Source organism: Psychrobacter pygoscelis (assembly GCF_004335015.1).
In the GTDB taxonomy this organism is placed as follows: Bacteria; Pseudomonadota; Gammaproteobacteria; order Pseudomonadales; family Moraxellaceae; genus Psychrobacter; species Psychrobacter pygoscelis.
The window spans coordinates 209,268-226,450 of sequence record NZ_RQRU01000003.1 but is presented as its reverse complement, the minus strand read 5'-3'; the positions used below and the strand labels follow the sequence as shown (position 1 = coordinate 226,450).

Here is a 17,183-nt window from a genome sequence, read left to right as displayed (position 1 = left end):
TAAATCAGGTCACATGAAAAGGGTGAAAAGTGAGAAGTCAGCATCACTTTTCAATCAGGGTTACGCTTGTCGAGCAATGGCCTGATAACCAATGTCACGGCGATACTGCGCCCCATCAAAACCAATACTAGCGCAAGTACGCAGTGCTGCTTGCTGTGCAGCAAAGATACTGTCGCCAAGTGCAGTGACGCAGAGAACGCGGCCGCCATTGGTCACAATATGGTTATCTTCTGCTCGAGTACCCGCATGAAAGACTTTAATTGTCTCTTCACTCGGCTTGTCGGTGGTGTTGTAGAAGTTGTGTTCTGGAAGTCCTGATATCACATCTCCTTTAGAAGAGGACTCAGGGTAGCCTTTTGATGCTAAGACGATACCTAAAGCTGGGCGTGGATCCCACTGTGCATCAGTAGGTAGCTTCCCATCAATACCTTGCTGCACCAACTCTAGCAATGAGCTTTGTAGACGCATCATAATAGGCTGGGTCTCAGGATCGCCGAAACGACAGTTAAACTCAATGACATAAGGGTCGCCGGCGTCATCAATCATAAGGCCAGCGTATAAGAAGCCAGTGTAGGGATGGCCAGCTGCCTTCATCTGCTCCACTACAGGACGAATAACCCGGGACATCACTTTATCAAACACTTGGTCTGTGACCACGGGGGCTGGCGAATAAGCCCCCATGCCTCCAGTATTAGGTCCTTGATCGCCTTCAAAAGCACGCTTATGATCCTGACTGGTAGCCATGGGTAAGATATTCTCGCCATCGATCATGCAGATAAAGCTGGCTTCTTCCCCAGTTAAGAATTGTTCGATAACAACGCGGCTACCTGCTGCCCCAAATTTATTGCCGGCAAGCATATCATCGATGGCGGCTTGAGCGTCTTCTACAGATTCGGCCACAATAACGCCTTTACCTGCGGCTAGGCCATCTGCCTTAATGACAATGGGCGCGCCTTGAGCTGCAACATAGGCTTTAGCAGCTTCAGCTTCTGTAAAGGCTTGATAGCTTGCAGTAGGGATATTGGCGGCTTGCATAAACTCTTTGGCAAAGGTCTTTGAGCCCTCAAGCTGAGCACAGTACTTGCTCGGTCCCCAAATCTTGATACCGGCATCACGGCAATCATCGACCAGTCCTGCGACCAATGGTGCCTCAGGGCCTACGATAACGAAATCAATGTGGTTGTTTTGACAAAATTCAATAACAGATTTATGAACACTACAGTCAAGATTAACGTTTTGACACTTTGGTTCTAGAGCAGTACCAGCATTGCCGGGCGCGACATAGATATTACTCACATTATTATCTTTGGCACATTGCCATGCTAAGGCGTGCTCACGACCGCCTGCTCCGATGATTAAAATATTCATAGTACTGTCCATAAATTTACTAGGTGTTAAAGTCGAATTAACGTCTTACTTGACATTATTGTTAAAATTAATAGGTTAATATTGAACTCAAAGTACCTCAAGAGCAAGACTGAAAAGGTGTAAGCCAATATAAGATTAGTCGCCTAAACCCATAGTAGGGTAATACGTTCGTGCTTTATATACTACAAAAAATTTGTCATTTTGCTCAGGTATAAGGTACGCGGTTATTATGCTATCAACGACTCGCTATATTACCAAAATTTATCACTGTTTTGCTACGAAGGTACTGATAGGTCACTTACACAAGGGCAGTATTTGCCAGTTAGGAAGTATCTTATGGTCAATATAGGGTCGGTATATTGTTACTCAATACTACGGTTAGGGGAGCTGTTAATTGTTATAGTTTGATTGTATAACTAGGTTTTATTGAAGCTCAAACACAAGCTAAGGATTGGTTATGGCAAAGATTGTCATTATTATTGGCGTAATATTGGTTGTAATCGGTATTTTATGGCTGGTCTTTCCCGGAGCATTTTCGTGGATAGGTCGCATGCCAGGAGATATTAGCTACAAGTCAGGCAATACTCGATTTTACTTCCCGATTGTCACGATGATTATCATCAGTATTGTAGGAAGTATCTTACTGAACTTGTTCAGTCGCTAGCCAAGACATGATAAGATTAACCCATTGATTATATTGTATATTTAATAGCCTTAACTATTTTGCATCTTGATAGAGAATACTATCTAGGTGCTTTTTTTATTTCAGTGTGTGTGTCAAATTTTATGACAACTATAATCATTTATGACAATGATAGCCACTCAGCGTAACTTTGCTTCAGTAGTATTGGCATGACTGGGCGGCTTGCAAAGTAACCTAAACCCAACCATAACTTTTAACCATAAGTTTTAACAAATGAAGCGTGTCAGTGACTTGACGCATCTGTTTTTACTAAGATTATGGGTTGAGGTTGGCTATTACAGTAACAAGACTACCCATATTAGTATCGTAATTAGGACAAAATATTTGCGATACCCCTACTAAAATTTATAAATTTATAAGATGTTGATGCAATACTCTTGCAGCACTTTAGCTGTAATCTGACTAAAGATTAGAGTTATTGAAATAAATTGATCGATAGGGCGTTTAAATAAGGCTCTTAAGACTTCCTACTTTTAGCTATCACCGTTTAACGATGGCTACCTCGTAAACCTTATCTATTATCACCTATTAATAATGGTAGCGAGTTAATAGTTACAATGGTCATTACCGACTATTAAAATAACGTCATGACGGCTCATGACGACATTCTTCTAAAAGGATTAAGGACAATAAAATGCAAAATAATCTAACAATCTCCCAAGAACGGCTCAAGCATATTGCCGATATCGCTAGTGGCTATGTTCAAGAGGATAAGGCGCTACTATCGCAGTTTATAAAAGTATATTACCGAACCCTACATAAGGAGACCGCTGACCAAGTTAGTGATGTGGATCTAGCCGGTATGGCTTTGCACCACTTTATCTTATTAAAGCAGTACGAAAGTAGCCAACCAAGAGTCTGTTTGCTCAATCCACAAGCTGAGGAGCAGCACTTTCATAGCGGTCATACCGTCATTCAGATGGTGGCTTATGACCGACCTTTTTTGATTGATACTTTTATAATGTGTATCGAAGCACAGGGGATAAATGTTCATAGAATCTATAATACTATTCTTGATGTAAAAAGAGATGATGACGGTCAGATTACCACCATCGACAGCGCGGAAAATAGTGATACGCGCCATTTATCTTTAGTCCACTGTGAGATTGACCAGATTGATGGTGAGGTCCTCGAAGCGTTACGTCAGGCGTTACTAGAAAAGATAGAGACCCTAGATAATGTGGTTGCAGATTGGCGTGCGATGCAAGATAAGCTTAAGCAAATTAAGAATGAGATCGTGCATCAGCCACTGCCCAATGAATACTACTCAGAAGAGGAAATTCAGGCTTTTTTAGAATGGATTTTGGATGATCATTTTATCTTTTTAGGCTTTAGAGAATACCGACTAAAAACCAGTGGCTCGGAAAATGGTAATGGTGACACTGCGGCAAATATTGATCTTGTCTCGGTTGGCAATAGCGGTCTAGGAATTTTAAAAGGCTCTAGCGAAGATAAGCGCTCTGAGAGTTTTGCACAAATGCCAGATGAGCTAAAGCAGCTACTTACCATTCCTCGAGTGCTATTGTTGTCTAAGTCCAGTCATGAGTCGCCTGTCCATCGTCCCGTCTATATGGACTTTTTGGGCATTCATAAATTCGATGAAAACGGCGAACTTGTGGGTGAATATCGTTTTGTGGGCTTATTGACCTCACAAGCGTATCAGTTGAGTGTCCAGCAGATTCCATTGCTACGTGATAAAGCCAAAAAGGTTATGACGATGGCAGATCTGCCGCGAAACGGCCATAATTATCATAAGCTGATGCATATCATTAATACTCTGCCAAGAGATGATCTCTTTCAAGCCAATATCGAAGAGCTGTATCCTATTGTCTCTGGTATTGCTCAGCTACAAGATAAGAAGCGCCTGCGCCTGTTTAGTCGAATAGATCATTATCAGCGCTTTGTCTCAAACTTGGTCTATATTCCGCGTGATAAATTTAATACAGAACTACGGATTAAGATCCAAGAGGCATTACAAAAAGTCTTTGGTGGTATCTCTTCTAACTTTACGACAGAGTTTGACGAGTCCAATCATGCACGGGTTCATGTGCACGTTCGCACGGAGCCTGGAAAAATTAATGAGGTGGATCTCAGCGAAGTGGAAGATGAGCTTAATGAGCTTATGGAAGCTTGGCCAGATCGCTATCGTCAAGTCCTTATCGAAGCTGTCGGTGAGCAAGAAGCAAATGCGATACTTAAGCGTTATCTGAGCTATATCCCTGCTGCATATCAAGAGCGCTTTGATGTTCGCACGGGCGTAGAAGACACTAAGCGGCTGGCAAGCTTAAGTGCTGATAACCCAATGATTTGGCGTTTATATCAGTCCACTGGTGACGCCAGTAATCAGCTGCATCTTAAGCTGTATGGTCTTAATAAACCCGCTATATTATCCAATATCTTACCGATATTGGAGAACTTTGGCGTCTCAGTTATCTCAGCTCATACTTATGAGTTTAGTGTGCCTAATGACCCCAGTTGGCTGCAAGAATATGAGCTTACCCTGCGCCATGCTGATACCGTCGATATGATGGTTGTTCGGGATCAGTTTGAGGATAGTTTAGCGCAGATCTGGGCAGGTCATGTTGAGAGTGATTCGCTCAATGAGCTGGTGCTGACCACCAAGCTTGGGACCTTTGAGGTCGTCGTTATTCGGGCCTTAATGCGCTACATGCTGCAAGCCAAAGCACCATTCTCTAGTCTTTATATTCAGCAAACCTTGGTTAAGAATAGCCAGACCACAGTCATGCTCGGAGAGCTATTTGATGCGCGAATGAACCCTGCATTAAGCCCCGCAGAGCGCGAGTCTCTAACAGCAGAATATCAGAGCAAGATTAAAACGGCGCTAGCCGGTGTCGACAGCTTAGATGAGGATAGAATCCTGCGCTGGTACTTAGACTTAATTAATGCCATGCTGCGTACTAACTTCTATCAACGTGATAGCGAGGGCAATCGTAAAGACCGTCTGTCCTTTAAATTTGCCGCAGATAAGATTCCAAACTTGCCCAAGCCGAAGCCAATGTTTGAGATTTTCGTCTACTCACCAAGAGTAGAGGCTGTGCATCTGCGCGGTGGTAAGGTTGCCCGCGGTGGTCTGCGCTGGTCAGATAGGATGGAAGACTTCCGAACAGAAGTTTTAGGTCTGGTCAAAGCTCAGATGGTGAAAAATGCAGTCATCGTGCCTGTAGGCTCTAAAGGCGGCTTTATTGTCAAGCGTAAAACGATGGCAGATGGCCGAGAAGCGTTTCAAAAAGAAGGTGTGGCCTGCTACCAGACTTTCCTACGTGGCATGCTAGATATAACCGATAATTTGATTGAGGGGCAGGTAGTCTCACCAGACCACACCGTCCGTCACGATGGTGATGACCCATATCTAGTGGTCGCTGCTGATAAAGGAACGGCCAGCTTCTCAGATATCGCTAATGGTATCGCAGCAGAATACAACTTTTGGCTAGATGATGCCTTTGCCTCTGGTGGCTCAGTTGGCTATGACCATAAAGAAATGGGCATTACCGCAAAAGGTGCGTGGGAGTCGGTCAAGCGTCACTTTAGAATGCAGGGTCGTGATATCCAAAACAAACACGACTTTAGCGTAGTGGGTATCGGTGACATGAGTGGCGATGTCTTTGGTAATGGTATGCTACTGTCTCGCCATATTAAGCTGCAGGCTGCCTTTAACCATCTGCATATCTTTATCGATCCTAATCCAGATACTCAAAGCTCCTTCGCCGAGCGTGAGCGCTTGTTTAATCTACCGCGCTCCTCATGGGAGGATTACGATGCCAAGCTTATCAGTCAAGGCGGTGGTGTCTTTTCGCGCCAAGATAAATCTATCACTATTACCGATGAGATGAAAACAGCCTTTGATATCGATGCCGATTCGCTCACGCCAAATGAGCTTATTAATGCACTACTAAAAGCCCCAGTTGATCTTATCTGGAATGGCGGAATCGGTACGTACGTGAAGAGTAGTAATGAGTCTAATAGTGATGTGGGTGACCGTGCTAACGATGCCGTACGGGTTAATGGTAATGAGATCCGTGCCAAAGTCATCGGTGAGGGAGGTAACCTTGGTTGTACCCAGCGCGGCCGTATTGAGTATGCATTAGCGGGTGGTCAGATCTATACTGATGCTATTGACAACTCAGGGGGCGTCAACTGCTCAGATCATGAGGTCAATATCAAAATATTGCTCGGTAAAGTGGTCGAGCAAGGCGATATGACGACCAAGCAGCGTAATGAGCTGCTGGCAAGTATGACTGAGAGCGTAGCGCAGCTCGTACTACGCCAAAACTATCTACAGCCTCAGGCCATTGAGCTTAGTCACCTTAATGCTGCCGACTCATTGAGTGATCATCAGCGCTTTATCGCTTATTTAGAAAGTGAGGGGCGTTTGGATCGGGCTATTGAGTTCTTACCTAGCGAAGAAGAGATTGTGCAGCGTCAGAAGTCCAATACTGGCCTTACTCGTCCTGAGCTTGCTGTGGTGTTGGCTTACGGCAAAATGTGGGTCTATGAGCAGCTCCTAGGCTCAGATCTACCTGACGATCCATATTTCATTAATGAACTGCGCAAATACTTCCCTGAAGAGCTTGCCAGCCGCTTCTTCGATGAGATGACGCGTCACCGTCTACACCGTGAGATTATCAGTACCTACCTGACCAATAGTGTGGTCAACCGGCTCGGGATTGAAGCGGTATTCCGTCTGTTTGAAGAGACCGGTCAAAGTGTGGCTACCCTTATCCGTGCTTACGCTATCGCCCGAGATATCTTTAATGTTCGCCGCGCTTGGCAGCGACTAGAGGCACTGGATAATCAAGTCGATGCTGTCGTGCTGTTGCAGCTTGAGACTCGTGTTCGGGAGGCGTTAGAGCAAGGCATGGTGTGGCTCATTAACGCCCTTGGCAGTGAGCTACCGGTTGCCGATATTATTGGGCGCTTTGAAAGTAGCGTGCAAGAGTTGACTCAGCCAAAAGGTATTATCGAGGTACAGTTTGATGAGCATCTTAAAGATGATATTGAGCGTCTAGCGGATAAGGGTTTGAATGATGCGGATGCCAGCATGTTTGCCATCTTGCCTTATGCCGTTGACGCCCTTGATACCGCCTTGCTAGCTGAGAAATATGATCGACCTGTTGATGAGGTATCAGCGCTGTACTTTGATGCTTACCAGAGTCTACACATTGATTGGTTAATGGGTCAGATAGAGCAGTTGCCGCAGCAGGATCATTGGGATCGCCGTGCACGCTACGCGCTAATCAATGAGCTGTCACGTAGCTTACGCCAAATGCTAAATGCGCTATTGAGTCGCGATGATGCTGGCGCGGCCTTTAGCGAGTGGCAGCAGGCCCATCAAGCGCATCTAGATAGCATCGCTGTAGAGATGAATAAGCTGGATGACGGTGAGGCAACTCTATCCGCGTTATCGGTACTGCTAAGCGAAGTAAATAAATTGATTGGTTAATTGTGTTAAGTATTCATCAAACTAACATAGGTTGGAGCTAATAATAGGGGCGTCTTACATAAGATGCCCTTTATTTATCGTGATTTAGAGTGAAAGCTACCTTAAAGTTATGACGGTCTTACAATCTTATTTTATAGGCTGCTACCATCGAATTAATTAAAATGCTAGACTCAGCTACACTACTTGCTTCAATCCCTTTTATTATTACTAATGACCAATACTAAGGAAAAAACAATGCAAAAAAATCCTGCTGTTACTTTTGGTGCTGTCGTTTTTGCGTTTATCGTTATTCCGGCTATAGGGTACTATGCCGTGCAGTCTGATGAGCTTGAAGTTATGGACAATAATAATGTAAAAGCACCAGCCGCTGCCAAAGTTATTGATAAGGTTGAAGATACGCGTAACGGTAATATTAGCTCTAAGGATGTCCAAACTATCGCGCCCTTAGTTCAGAGCGCTAGTAACTAATTAGCCCTTTGCAGCTGTTTTAATTCAGCTAACCTGCTATTTTATGACAACCTGCGCCGGTCACCTGACTGTGACCCCCCGAGAGTTTTTCTACCTTGATCTGCGTTAATATACGCTCCTTCAATGCCTGAACGTGGGATATCACGCCGATAAGCTTGCCTTCTTGTTGCAGGCTAGTCAGCGTCGTCAGTGCAATCTCTAATGAGTCCTCATCAAGGGTTCCAAAGCCTTCGTCTAGGAATAACGAATCGACGCGGATATTCTGACTGGCCATCTGTGACAATCCTAGCGCTAGCGCTAAACTAATAATAAAACCTTCACCGCCTGATAGATTCTTGGTACTGCGAATCTCGCCGCCTTGATAGTTGTCAATGACGTTAAGCTCAAGCGGGCTATTATCATCGCGTTTGAGTAGATAACGATCGCTCATCTTATGTAGCTGGGCGTTAGCATGACTGACCATGATGTCAAAGGTGAGACCCTGCGCAAAGGTGCGGAACTTCTTGCCATCCTTGGAGCCAATCAGCGCATGCAGATTGTTCCAAACTTCTAGCTTACAGGTTTGTTCAGTAATCTTTTCTAGCTGCGCTTGTTGCTCGCCTTTGCGTGCTTCATTGTCTCTAAGCTGTTGATTAATAGCACCGATTCGCTCAGATAGCGTATTTATCGTAGTTTGCTGCTGTTGCTGGCGGTCCGCTAAAGTCTCGCGATTTTCTATAGTCAGAGGCTCATCTTGCAGGGTCGTCAGTTTCTCCTGAGTCGCGCTTAATCGCAGCTGTGCTTGCTGTAGAGCCGTCTCAATGGTTTGCTTACGCTGCTGTAAGGCATCGCGTTCTTCCTTAGGCAGCCGCGCTGCTAGGAAGGCTTGCTCAGTAGCAAATTGTGAATCGGCTAATAACTTGGAAAAAGTCGCTTGTTGCGTCGCTAGTGTGGCTTCGGTAGCGCTGATGTTATGAGTTAGTTGTTCTTGTCTTTCTTGCGATTGCTGTAAAGTCTGCTCAGCACTATCCAATGCTCTTTGCGCCGTCACCAGTTGCTCTCGCTCAGCCTCTAATATCTTGCGTAGCTTATCGGCTTCAGCATCGCAGTCTTTGTCTCCAAACAGGGCTTTACGCTCTGTCTTTAGTCCCTCTATGCTGCTCGTCTCATCTTTAAGCCATTGAGAAAGTTTATCGAGCTCGCGAGCCTTTTCCTCCAGTTGTGTTTGCTTGGCGTCAATCTGTGCGGCCATCCCGCTTAAAGCTGTCGCTAAGGTTTGCTGCTGCTGACGCTCAGTACGCAAATGCTCGCTTAGTTTTTGTAAGGCGCGATGCTGTTGCCGTAAAGTCTCTATAAAGACCTTACACTCATCTTGAGAGCTGACCTGACGTTGTTTAATACTTTCTTGCAGGGTTGCTAGTGCTGATTTAGTGGGTAATTCAGTAATGTCGTCTAAGTGGCCATCTGCCATAGTTATAGATAAGCAATTATGATATTTATTAACGAGGTCCGTGATGTGCATTACCACAGTCGTTAACTCGGTAAAATTACTCACCGTGGCGGTATCGATATTTTCTATCCTTTGGTCATCAAGGCTGATACTGCTGGTGAGCTCGTTAACTTGCTTAGTCACTTGCAGTTGAGCCGCCTCTAAAGTCGTCACTGCCGTACGCGTCTCATCAACTGCCTGACTTAGCTCGTCATACTGGTTTAAGGTCGTGCTAAGCTTGACTCTATGCTGCTCAAGTTGCTGCTTAACTTGATGAATAGCCTCAGACCGTTGAGTCGCATTGGCATAGGAGGCTCGTAGAGGCTGAGCGATAGTCAATAGTGGCTCAGCATAGTCTGATGCGCTAGTTACTAAATTTGTAATGGTAGACTGTAGCTGACCGTTTATTTCCTGTGCACGAGTTTGTAAGTTAGCCAGACGTTGATGTTGGCGCTCAAGCTCATTATTTGCTGTTGCCAGCGCCACCCGTTGATCGGCTAACGTGCGCTCATGCGTTTTGATAGTTTGGCTCAGTGCCTCAATCTGCGTTTGTAGCTGCTGCTCTTGCGTCTGTTGGGTTTGGGCATTATTCGCTAGTAGGGGGTGGTCGCCACTACTATAAGGATGCTCCGCTGCACCGCATAAAGGGCAGGGCTGACCGTCTTCTAATAGCTTAACATAGTCTTCAAGCTTAGCGACTTTTTGTGATAGCGCGAGATGGTCTTGTTTCTCTTGACGCTGCTCAGTTGCGGTCTGGATGGCGTCTTCGGTAGCCTTGATATTGGCTGCTAGTGTTGCTAAGTCTGTTTGATTAGCCACAGCGGTCTCAAGTTGTTGCCGCTCAATATTAATCTCTGTAACTTGCTGCAACTTATAGCTAATGGGTTCAAGCTGAGCGGTCATGTCTGTAATATGGCTCTGCTGTTGGCGCAAGTCATGTACCTGCTTCCCTTGCAATAAATCGGCTTGCTGCCGTTGCAGCTCAGCCAGGTGCTCTTTTTGCTTACTACTGTGTGCTGCGTCTTGTGCTTGCTGTTTTTTTAAGTCTAGTAACGCAGCTTGGCGTGACTGATTGGCCTGCTCAGAGTTAAGCTTATCCGCTGCTAGCTTGGCATTGTCTTCTAGCAAGGCTTTTAATCGGGTGCAATGAGTGGTATTGGTGGCTATATCGCTATCTAAGTCGCTAAGTTCTGGATAATTATTAAAATACTGCTCTATGCTGGCAAGCTGCGACTTTGCATTTTGCTCTTGCTGTTGATCGTTCTCTATAGCTTGGGATAACCGTTGAATATCCTTTTCAAGCTCAGCTTGTCTTGCTTGCTCATTGCTTATGGTGGCCGACTGCTGCTGAATCTGCACATCAAGCTTACGTACTTGCTTATGAATAGGTGATTGGCTTTGTAATTGCTCCATGACCTGTTGCTCAGCTACTTTAGCTGCTACTAAGGTTTCAGTCGCGGTCTTTAGCGTAGCTTGTTGCGAGGCTATCTGTTCCAGTAAGTGCTCTTGCTCTTGTTTAAAATTTGCTAAGGCTTGGCGGTTATGACTTAGCTCACCATAAGGGCTGTCTATCTCCAAGGCAGCCATGGCTAAGCTTAGGCGAGTGGCTTCAGGGGTAAATTCTTGCTGGGTAGACTGTGCGTTGGTCAAGTCATTCTGATACTGGCTGAGCTTCTGCTGCTGCTCGTGGATGTCATCAAGCCATTTAAGCTGACGCTCTAAGCTTGCTAAGGTCTGGCGTTGCTTCGCTTGTTGTACACCGAGGTCTTTTACGTCTTTTTCAAGCCAACTTTCTTCTTCTTCGCTTAATAGAGACAGTCCCTCTAGACCGGTTCGCAGATTGGTCAATATGGCGTCTTCTGCACGCTTCTTTTCAAAGACATGGGTAGAGATGGTGGCGTAGATATCCGTACCCGTAATCTTCTCTAGGATATCAGCACGTTCTTCAGGCTTGGCTTTTAGGAACGCCGAAAAGCTGCCCTGAGCGAGCAGAATGGAGCGAGTGAACTGCTGAAAGTCCATCCGAGTGAGTTCAATGATTTTGGCTTTGGTACGCGATAGCTTGCTCTCGAGGATTTGGTCAGCAGGCTTCTCATCCTTATCGCTGCTATCACTATTATTAGTGCTAGCGTTCACACCTAATACTGCTATCTCATGAGTCGCGTCTTGTAAGTTACCATCAGGCTTATTATGCGCACGTCTTTGCCCCCAGCGGCAGCGATAGTGCTTCCCCCCTAGGTCGATAACCACTTCAGCGAAGCATTCCGCCGTCTGCCGAGTCATAACCTCGTTGCTATTTTTACTGATGCTATTGATCCGCGGTGTCTCACCGTATAACGCTAGACAAATGGCATCCAGTATCGTGGTCTTGCCCGCACCCGTCTGCCCAGTAATGGCAAAAATACCTTCGTTAATGAAGGCCGGATCACTGAAGTCGATGTGCCATTCGCCTTTTAAGGAGTTTAGGTTTTTAAGTCTGAGTTCTATGATTCGCATGGTTGATTCTTATGATTTCGCTAACATGTAAGGCAGGTTTAGTGACAAACTGACAACTATCTTTTTTTATGAAAGCCTTCATAAATTTTATGTGCTTTTATTATTTAAAGACGCCAAGATAGTTGCACCTACCTTATTATTGTGAGTCTCAAGAGAGAGAAGAGTTGGTAATTTCTCCACACTTTTTGGAAGGTTGTCGAGTTGATTGTTGCTAATATCCATTGAAGATAACTTTACTAAGTTGCCAACACTATCGGGCAGTCGGGTGAGCTGGTTTGAGCTTAGGTTTAGGCTTGCTAGTTTCGAAAGATCACCTAGCCAATCTGGCAGTTGAGTGAGTTGATTTGCCTTAACATTCAGATAGGTCAACTGTTTAAGATTGCGTATGACTTCGGGCATTTGGGTGAAATTATTATTACTGATATTGAGATAAGTTAACTGATTTAGCAAAGCAAAGCTATCTGGTAACTTGTTAAGCTGATTGTTGTCGATACTAAGGCTAGTCAGACCTGTTAGCAACCCAATCCATTGGGGTAACTGGGTTAATTGATTATGGCTAAGGTTCAATTCATCCAATTTATAAAGATAACGCAGATTCTCTGGCAGTTGATCATAGTCATTGCCAAACATGATCAATGTGGATAGTTCTGCTAAGTTTTTGATACTTTCGGGAATGGAGATATAAGAGTTGAAACTACAGTCAAGCCACTGCAGATGGATAAGATGATCGATCCATACAGGTAGCTCAGTTAATCTATTGGCACTGAGATTAACCATGACCAGCTGGGTTAAGTTAGAGACACTATGCGGTAATGTAGTTAGTCCACAACCTGAAACATCTAAACTATTGAGCTGGTCTAATATCCCAATTTCTTCAGGTAACTGGACAATATCATAACCTGATAAATCAATCTCACAGAGTTGGCTTAGCGCTAGTGGTTCTCTCGGTATTAGGCTGTCATCAATATCATTCGTGACTGCCCAATCAATAATTGATTGCAGTTTGCGGCGCTTTTCAGAGCCTAGTATTACTTGAGTCATCATTATTCTGCCTGACTATCCGCATGGCGAATGGTGTAGAGTATCTCTTCATAAGCAGCTTGTAGACTATCACGTTGAGACTCTGCAACCGCATGCGCATTGAGACAGCGTTGAAACACTTCCAATTCATCCAAATCTTGCAAGGTCTCAGTAGACTCTTGCTGCTGCATGACTTTATCATAAGTCCGCGTGTTTTTAATTTTTAACACTTCGAAGGGCAAGCCTTCTATCAGCGACTGCACAAGCTCGCGTAAATTGGTGACTATCTCATCACCGCTATAGATGACTTCTAACCACATGGTCTCGGTAGTGGCTAAAGACTGTAAGGTGGTGGTAATCGTGGCCAGATCCCCAGACACTTGCGCTAGGGGCTGGAAGCAAGGAATAGGTAGAGAGACCACTTGCATATAGCGAGAGTCGTCTTGGTGCACTACTTTGATAGTTGGTAAGGTATTATCAATTGGCGTTGCTACTGTGGTAGCGACCTTTGTAGTAGTCACCATGTCGGTTACGTTGTCTATAGAGGTATTTTTAGCATCGTCATTTTCAGATTCAGTCACTTCTGTAAAACCAAATAGGTCATCCATAAATTCAGAGTTATGGGCGACTTTCTTTGGCTGCTTAATAGCGACATCCGGGATGAGGTCTTCTTCTGCAACTCTAGGCTCTAGGGGCGCAATATTTGAGTTATCGACACCTTTATTAGCACTAGTAAAGTCAGTCAGTGTCTCCCCAAACTGCACCAGCAACACTTGCTTTTGCTGGCGTGCTTCCCCAAAGCCCATTGCTAAAGGAGAGCCTGAGTAGCGGATATGCTCGCAGCCACCCACACGTTGTGGGACATGCAAATGACCTAATGCGACATAATCAAAACAGTCATCAAACATATCGTCTGAGACTTGGCCAAGAGATCCCACGTAAAGCTCGCGCACACCATCATCTTCGGTCGTCCTACCGCCCGCGGCAAAAAGATGTCCAGTGGCGATAATAGGAATATGGCGACCGTGAGTCTTAACTAAGGCGTCTTGCTTAGCTTTGGCAATCGCCGCTGCCTCATCATAATGGGCACGAATGCCTTTGAGGACATTACTGTCTTTATCGTCTGCAGATTCGCCAGCCACACTACCTCGGACATCGCGGTCTCTTAAATAGGGTACAGCGGTAATAATACAATATGGAGTGCCATCCTTAGTCATTAAGGTCAGCACTTCGTTGGCGATATCTTCACAAGCAGTGCCAATCACATGCACGTTTAAGTGTTTTAAAAATTGACTTGGCGCGTCTAAGAATGAAGGTGAGTCATGATTGCCTGCGACAATGACGATATGCTGGCAGCATGACTTAGTTACCTGAGCTAAAAACTCGTAATATAGAGCCTGTGCTTTGTTGGTTGGGGTCATGACATCAAAGATATCACCGGCGACAATCAGCACATCGACGTTATGCTGTACGATAGTCTCTGTTAGCCACGATAGGAAGGCCGCAAACTCTTCGTAGCGGTTTTTGCCATAAAGTTTGCGACCAAGATGCCAGTCGGAGGTGTGTAGGATGGTAAGTGGGGTAGGGGGAGCAATAGGGTTGGCCATAAAGATACGTGCAATCAGCAAAGGATAAAGGGATAAATCGATTATAAAGGATGTTGATGATGATTATGCGGGCTAAAGGCAGTATTGCGACAATATGATAAATTAGCAACTCAAAGTATTAGCAAATCAAAGTATAAGACTCATGTCTAAGTTATCAAGATAGTTATCACGATGCGATAAGCGCTACGCTAGAGCAATATTCGAATCAATAACTAAGTCACGATAAACAGTTATTGAGCACCTATGGGAGATAAAACAGCTTTATTAGACATCGTTAGACATCGCCCCTACTAAGGCTATAGTAGCCTAAACCATATTTAGCGCATGAGCCTGTTGCTCTGACTCCATATCAGTCGTCTTACCATCGGTGCCAAACCAAGCCAAGGTCTCGTGTAAGCTCACGACTTTACCTAGTATCAGCAAAGCTGGCGTGGGTAGATTGGCCTTAGCCTGCTTCTCGACGATATTAGCCAGCGTTCCGGTAAGGACTTGCTGCGTCGGTAGACTGGCTTGCGCGACGATGGCGATAGGCGTCTTAGGGTCGCGACCTGCTTCTATAAGTCCTGTGATTAGTCGCTCTAGTGCGTGTAGCCCCATATAAAAGACCACGGTCTCGTCAGGATTTAATAAACTGGAAAAATTATTATTCTCTGCGCCCGCTTTCAAAAAGCTGGTGACAAACTTAATGGACTGAGCATGATCACGGTGGGTTAGAGGGATGCCTGAATAGCAGGCGGCAGCATTGGCAGCAGTCACCCCAGGCACCACCTGATAGGCAATACCCGCGGCTTGTAAGGCCTCAATTTCTTCACCACCGCGACCATAGACGAATGGGTCGCCACCTTTAAGCCGGACCACACGCTTGCCGGTCTTAGCCGCATTGATTAATAATTCATTAATGCCTTGTTGTGCAACTGCATGGTTGCTGCGCTTCTTACCCACAAATACTTTGTCTGCATCACGGCGACACAGATCAAGCACTTTATCTGAGACTAGGGCATCGTAATAGACGATATCGGCTTGTTGCATCAGTCTGAGCGCTTTAAAGGTTAAAAGCTCTGGATCGCCTGGGCCTGCGCCAACGATATAAACTTCCCCTGACGTCTTAGTTTTTTTAGTCGTTCCTACTTCTTGCTTGTCTTTAGAGCTTATAAGCTGTTGCTCAGTTTCTGCCAAACTATCCTCAAGCGCTTGCTTGGCCTCCTTATCGCGGCCGGCAAACATCAGCTCACTGACGCGGCCTTCAAAGGCACGCTCCCAAAACTGCCTTCTACCGGTAAGTGTAGGAATTTTCGATTTTACGTCAGCGCGCATTTGACCCGCGAGTTTGGCCAGATTCCCGTAACCTTGAGGAATTAGTGTCTCAAGACGAGCGCGAAGTAGACGGGCGAGCACAGGGGCTTTACCATTTGACGAGATACCAATCACGATAGGGTTGCGATCGACAATAGCAGGGAAGATAAAGTCGCACAAAGGCGGGGTATCGACCACATTGACGGGGATATTCAGCGCCTTTGCATCAGCCTGGACTTGATGGTTCAGTGCTTCATTATCTGTACCTGCAATAATGATACGTTTGCCTACCAGCCATTTTTTGTCGTACTTCTCATAGACTAAGGTGTGACGACCACTGGCGATGCCTTCTGCTAAAAGCTCTTGAATTTCATGCGTGATATCTGTCGCGACGATGGTAATACAAGCGCCAGCACGGGCGAGCAAATCTGCCTTTCGTTGCGCGACCTCACCACCACCGACAATAAGGATGGGCTGATTATCTAGCTTAAAAAATAGCGGGAAGGTATTCATGGCTGCGCCCTTTAAAGAGTTGAATAAGGAAGTGGCTCAATAACTAAATAGCCTAAGCAAAAATTAACTAATTTGTCTCCTACCGTATTATGAATCATAACTACAGTCAAATCTTTCCCTAAATTAACATTAGATTAGTCAGTTTAGTTATGACGAAACCTCTAAATATAAATAAAATAAAACTGTATCATTTTATAAAAATTTGCTGAGTACAAAATAAAAGACAATCATAGTAACAACAAATAGTTATCTCATACTAATCGAAAAAGAAGGTAGTAGGGTTTGACGCTATGTTAACGACTAAAGATAAGCTACTTACTACTCTTGGGATACCGCTAAACAGTTGATCATCAATGGTCAAGCGCTAGCCTACGAGCTTATAAAGGGGTATGAGCTGCCAGAACAAGTCAATTGGAGTGCGTTGTGTGCGTTCTCTGAAGGGGTGGTAGCAGTGGAAAATGACAGTCAATACAGCTTCATCGATAATCGTGGGCAAATTGTACTACCACTGAGCTATCAGTTTGTTTTACCCTTCGCGGAAGAGCTTGCCTTAATAGCGAAAGATGATAAACATGGATATATCAACGAATTAAACGAAGTCGTTGTTCCTTTGGCGTATGACTATCCCCTAAATCCTTTTGTTGATGATGTTGACACCTTCGTCAAAGATAACCAAATAGTGTATGTGAATAGGCAGGGTGACGTGGTTAAAATCAATGATTTTTCTGACTAATGAAGTGGTTGGAAAGAATAGAATGCTCAAGCGCTAACGGTTGAGTATGTAGA

9 protein-coding genes are annotated in these 17,183 nt (G+C 44.9%); 4 read left to right on the top strand and 5 right to left on the bottom strand.

Annotated elements, in window-relative coordinates; genetic code table 11:
- Nucleotides 1-60: 60 nt before the first annotated feature.
- Nucleotides 61-1,368 (bottom strand): phosphoribosylamine--glycine ligase, encoded by a 1,308-nt coding sequence (gene purD, locus EGV92_RS09250; RefSeq protein ID WP_131668969.1) that lies wholly within the window; start codon nt 1,366-1,368, stop codon nt 61-63.
- 457 nt (nt 1,369-1,825) lie between these two features.
- Between purD and EGV92_RS09245 the strand changes: the two genes are divergently transcribed.
- The 3 genes from EGV92_RS09245 (at nt 1,826) to EGV92_RS09235 (ending at nt 8,000) form a co-directional block, all read left to right on the top strand.
- The gene (locus tag EGV92_RS09245; protein ID WP_131668968.1) at nt 1,826-2,032 is read left to right on the top strand and encodes a DUF2905 domain-containing protein; all 207 of its coding nucleotides are present in this window, start codon (nt 1,826-1,828) and stop codon (nt 2,030-2,032) included.
- A 673-nt stretch (nt 2,033-2,705) separates the two neighbouring features.
- Nucleotides 2,706-7,532: an NAD-glutamate dehydrogenase gene (locus EGV92_RS09240; RefSeq protein WP_131668967.1), complete on the top strand. Its 4,827-nt coding sequence runs from the start codon at nt 2,706-2,708 to the stop codon at nt 7,530-7,532.
- A gap of 234 nt (nt 7,533-7,766) precedes the next feature.
- Nucleotides 7,767-8,000, top strand: a complete 234-nt coding sequence (locus tag EGV92_RS09235) for a hypothetical protein (protein WP_131668966.1) — start codon at nt 7,767-7,769, stop codon at nt 7,998-8,000.
- 28 nt (nt 8,001-8,028) lie between these two features.
- Here the strand turns inward: EGV92_RS09235 and EGV92_RS09230 are convergent, their stop codons facing one another.
- From EGV92_RS09230 to cysG, 4 genes are all read right to left on the bottom strand, one after another.
- Nucleotides 8,029-11,964 (bottom strand): SbcC/MukB-like Walker B domain-containing protein, encoded by a 3,936-nt coding sequence (locus EGV92_RS09230; RefSeq protein ID WP_131668965.1) that lies wholly within the window; start codon nt 11,962-11,964, stop codon nt 8,029-8,031.
- A gap of 87 nt (nt 11,965-12,051) precedes the next feature.
- Entirely contained in the window at nt 12,052-13,008 is a 957-nt protein-coding gene (locus EGV92_RS09225) for a leucine-rich repeat domain-containing protein (RefSeq protein ID WP_131668964.1), read from the bottom strand.
- A complete protein-coding gene (locus EGV92_RS09220; RefSeq protein WP_131668963.1) occupies nt 13,008-14,591 on the bottom strand; it encodes an exonuclease SbcCD subunit D C-terminal domain-containing protein in 1,584 nt (527 codons plus the stop codon). Before EGV92_RS09220 ends, EGV92_RS09225 begins: the two co-directional genes overlap by 1 nt.
- A gap of 306 nt (nt 14,592-14,897) precedes the next feature.
- Nucleotides 14,898-16,397 (bottom strand): siroheme synthase CysG, encoded by a 1,500-nt coding sequence (cysG, locus tag EGV92_RS09215; protein WP_131668962.1) that lies wholly within the window; start codon nt 16,395-16,397, stop codon nt 14,898-14,900.
- A 421-nt stretch (nt 16,398-16,818) separates the two neighbouring features.
- Here cysG and EGV92_RS09210 point away from each other — a divergent pair, with 421 nt between their 5' ends.
- Nucleotides 16,819-17,130, top strand: coding sequence for a WG repeat-containing protein (locus EGV92_RS09210; protein WP_165525601.1), 312 nt, complete (start codon nt 16,819-16,821; stop codon nt 17,128-17,130).
- Nucleotides 17,131-17,183 lie beyond the last annotated feature (53 nt).

What these genes read in the sequence shown, in the direction of transcription:
- purD (WP_131668969.1), bottom strand. Translation starts at nt 1,368, where the DNA reads ATGAATATTTTAATCATCGGAGCAGGCGGTCGTGAGCACGCCTTAGCA.
- EGV92_RS09245 (WP_131668968.1), top strand. Translation starts at nt 1,826, where the DNA reads ATGGCAAAGATTGTCATTATTATTGGCGTAATATTGGTTGTAATCGGT.
- EGV92_RS09240 (WP_131668967.1), top strand. Translation starts at nt 2,706, where the DNA reads ATGCAAAATAATCTAACAATCTCCCAAGAACGGCTCAAGCATATTGCC.
- EGV92_RS09235 (WP_131668966.1), top strand. Translation starts at nt 7,767, where the DNA reads ATGCAAAAAAATCCTGCTGTTACTTTTGGTGCTGTCGTTTTTGCGTTT.
- EGV92_RS09230 (WP_131668965.1), bottom strand. Translation starts at nt 11,964, where the DNA reads ATGCGAATCATAGAACTCAGACTTAAAAACCTAAACTCCTTAAAAGGC.
- EGV92_RS09225 (WP_131668964.1), bottom strand. Translation starts at nt 13,008, where the DNA reads ATGATGACTCAAGTAATACTAGGCTCTGAAAAGCGCCGCAAACTGCAA.
- EGV92_RS09220 (WP_131668963.1), bottom strand. Translation starts at nt 14,591, where the DNA reads ATGGCCAACCCTATTGCTCCCCCTACCCCACTTACCATCCTACACACC.
- cysG (WP_131668962.1), bottom strand. Translation starts at nt 16,397, where the DNA reads ATGAATACCTTCCCGCTATTTTTTAAGCTAGATAATCAGCCCATCCTT.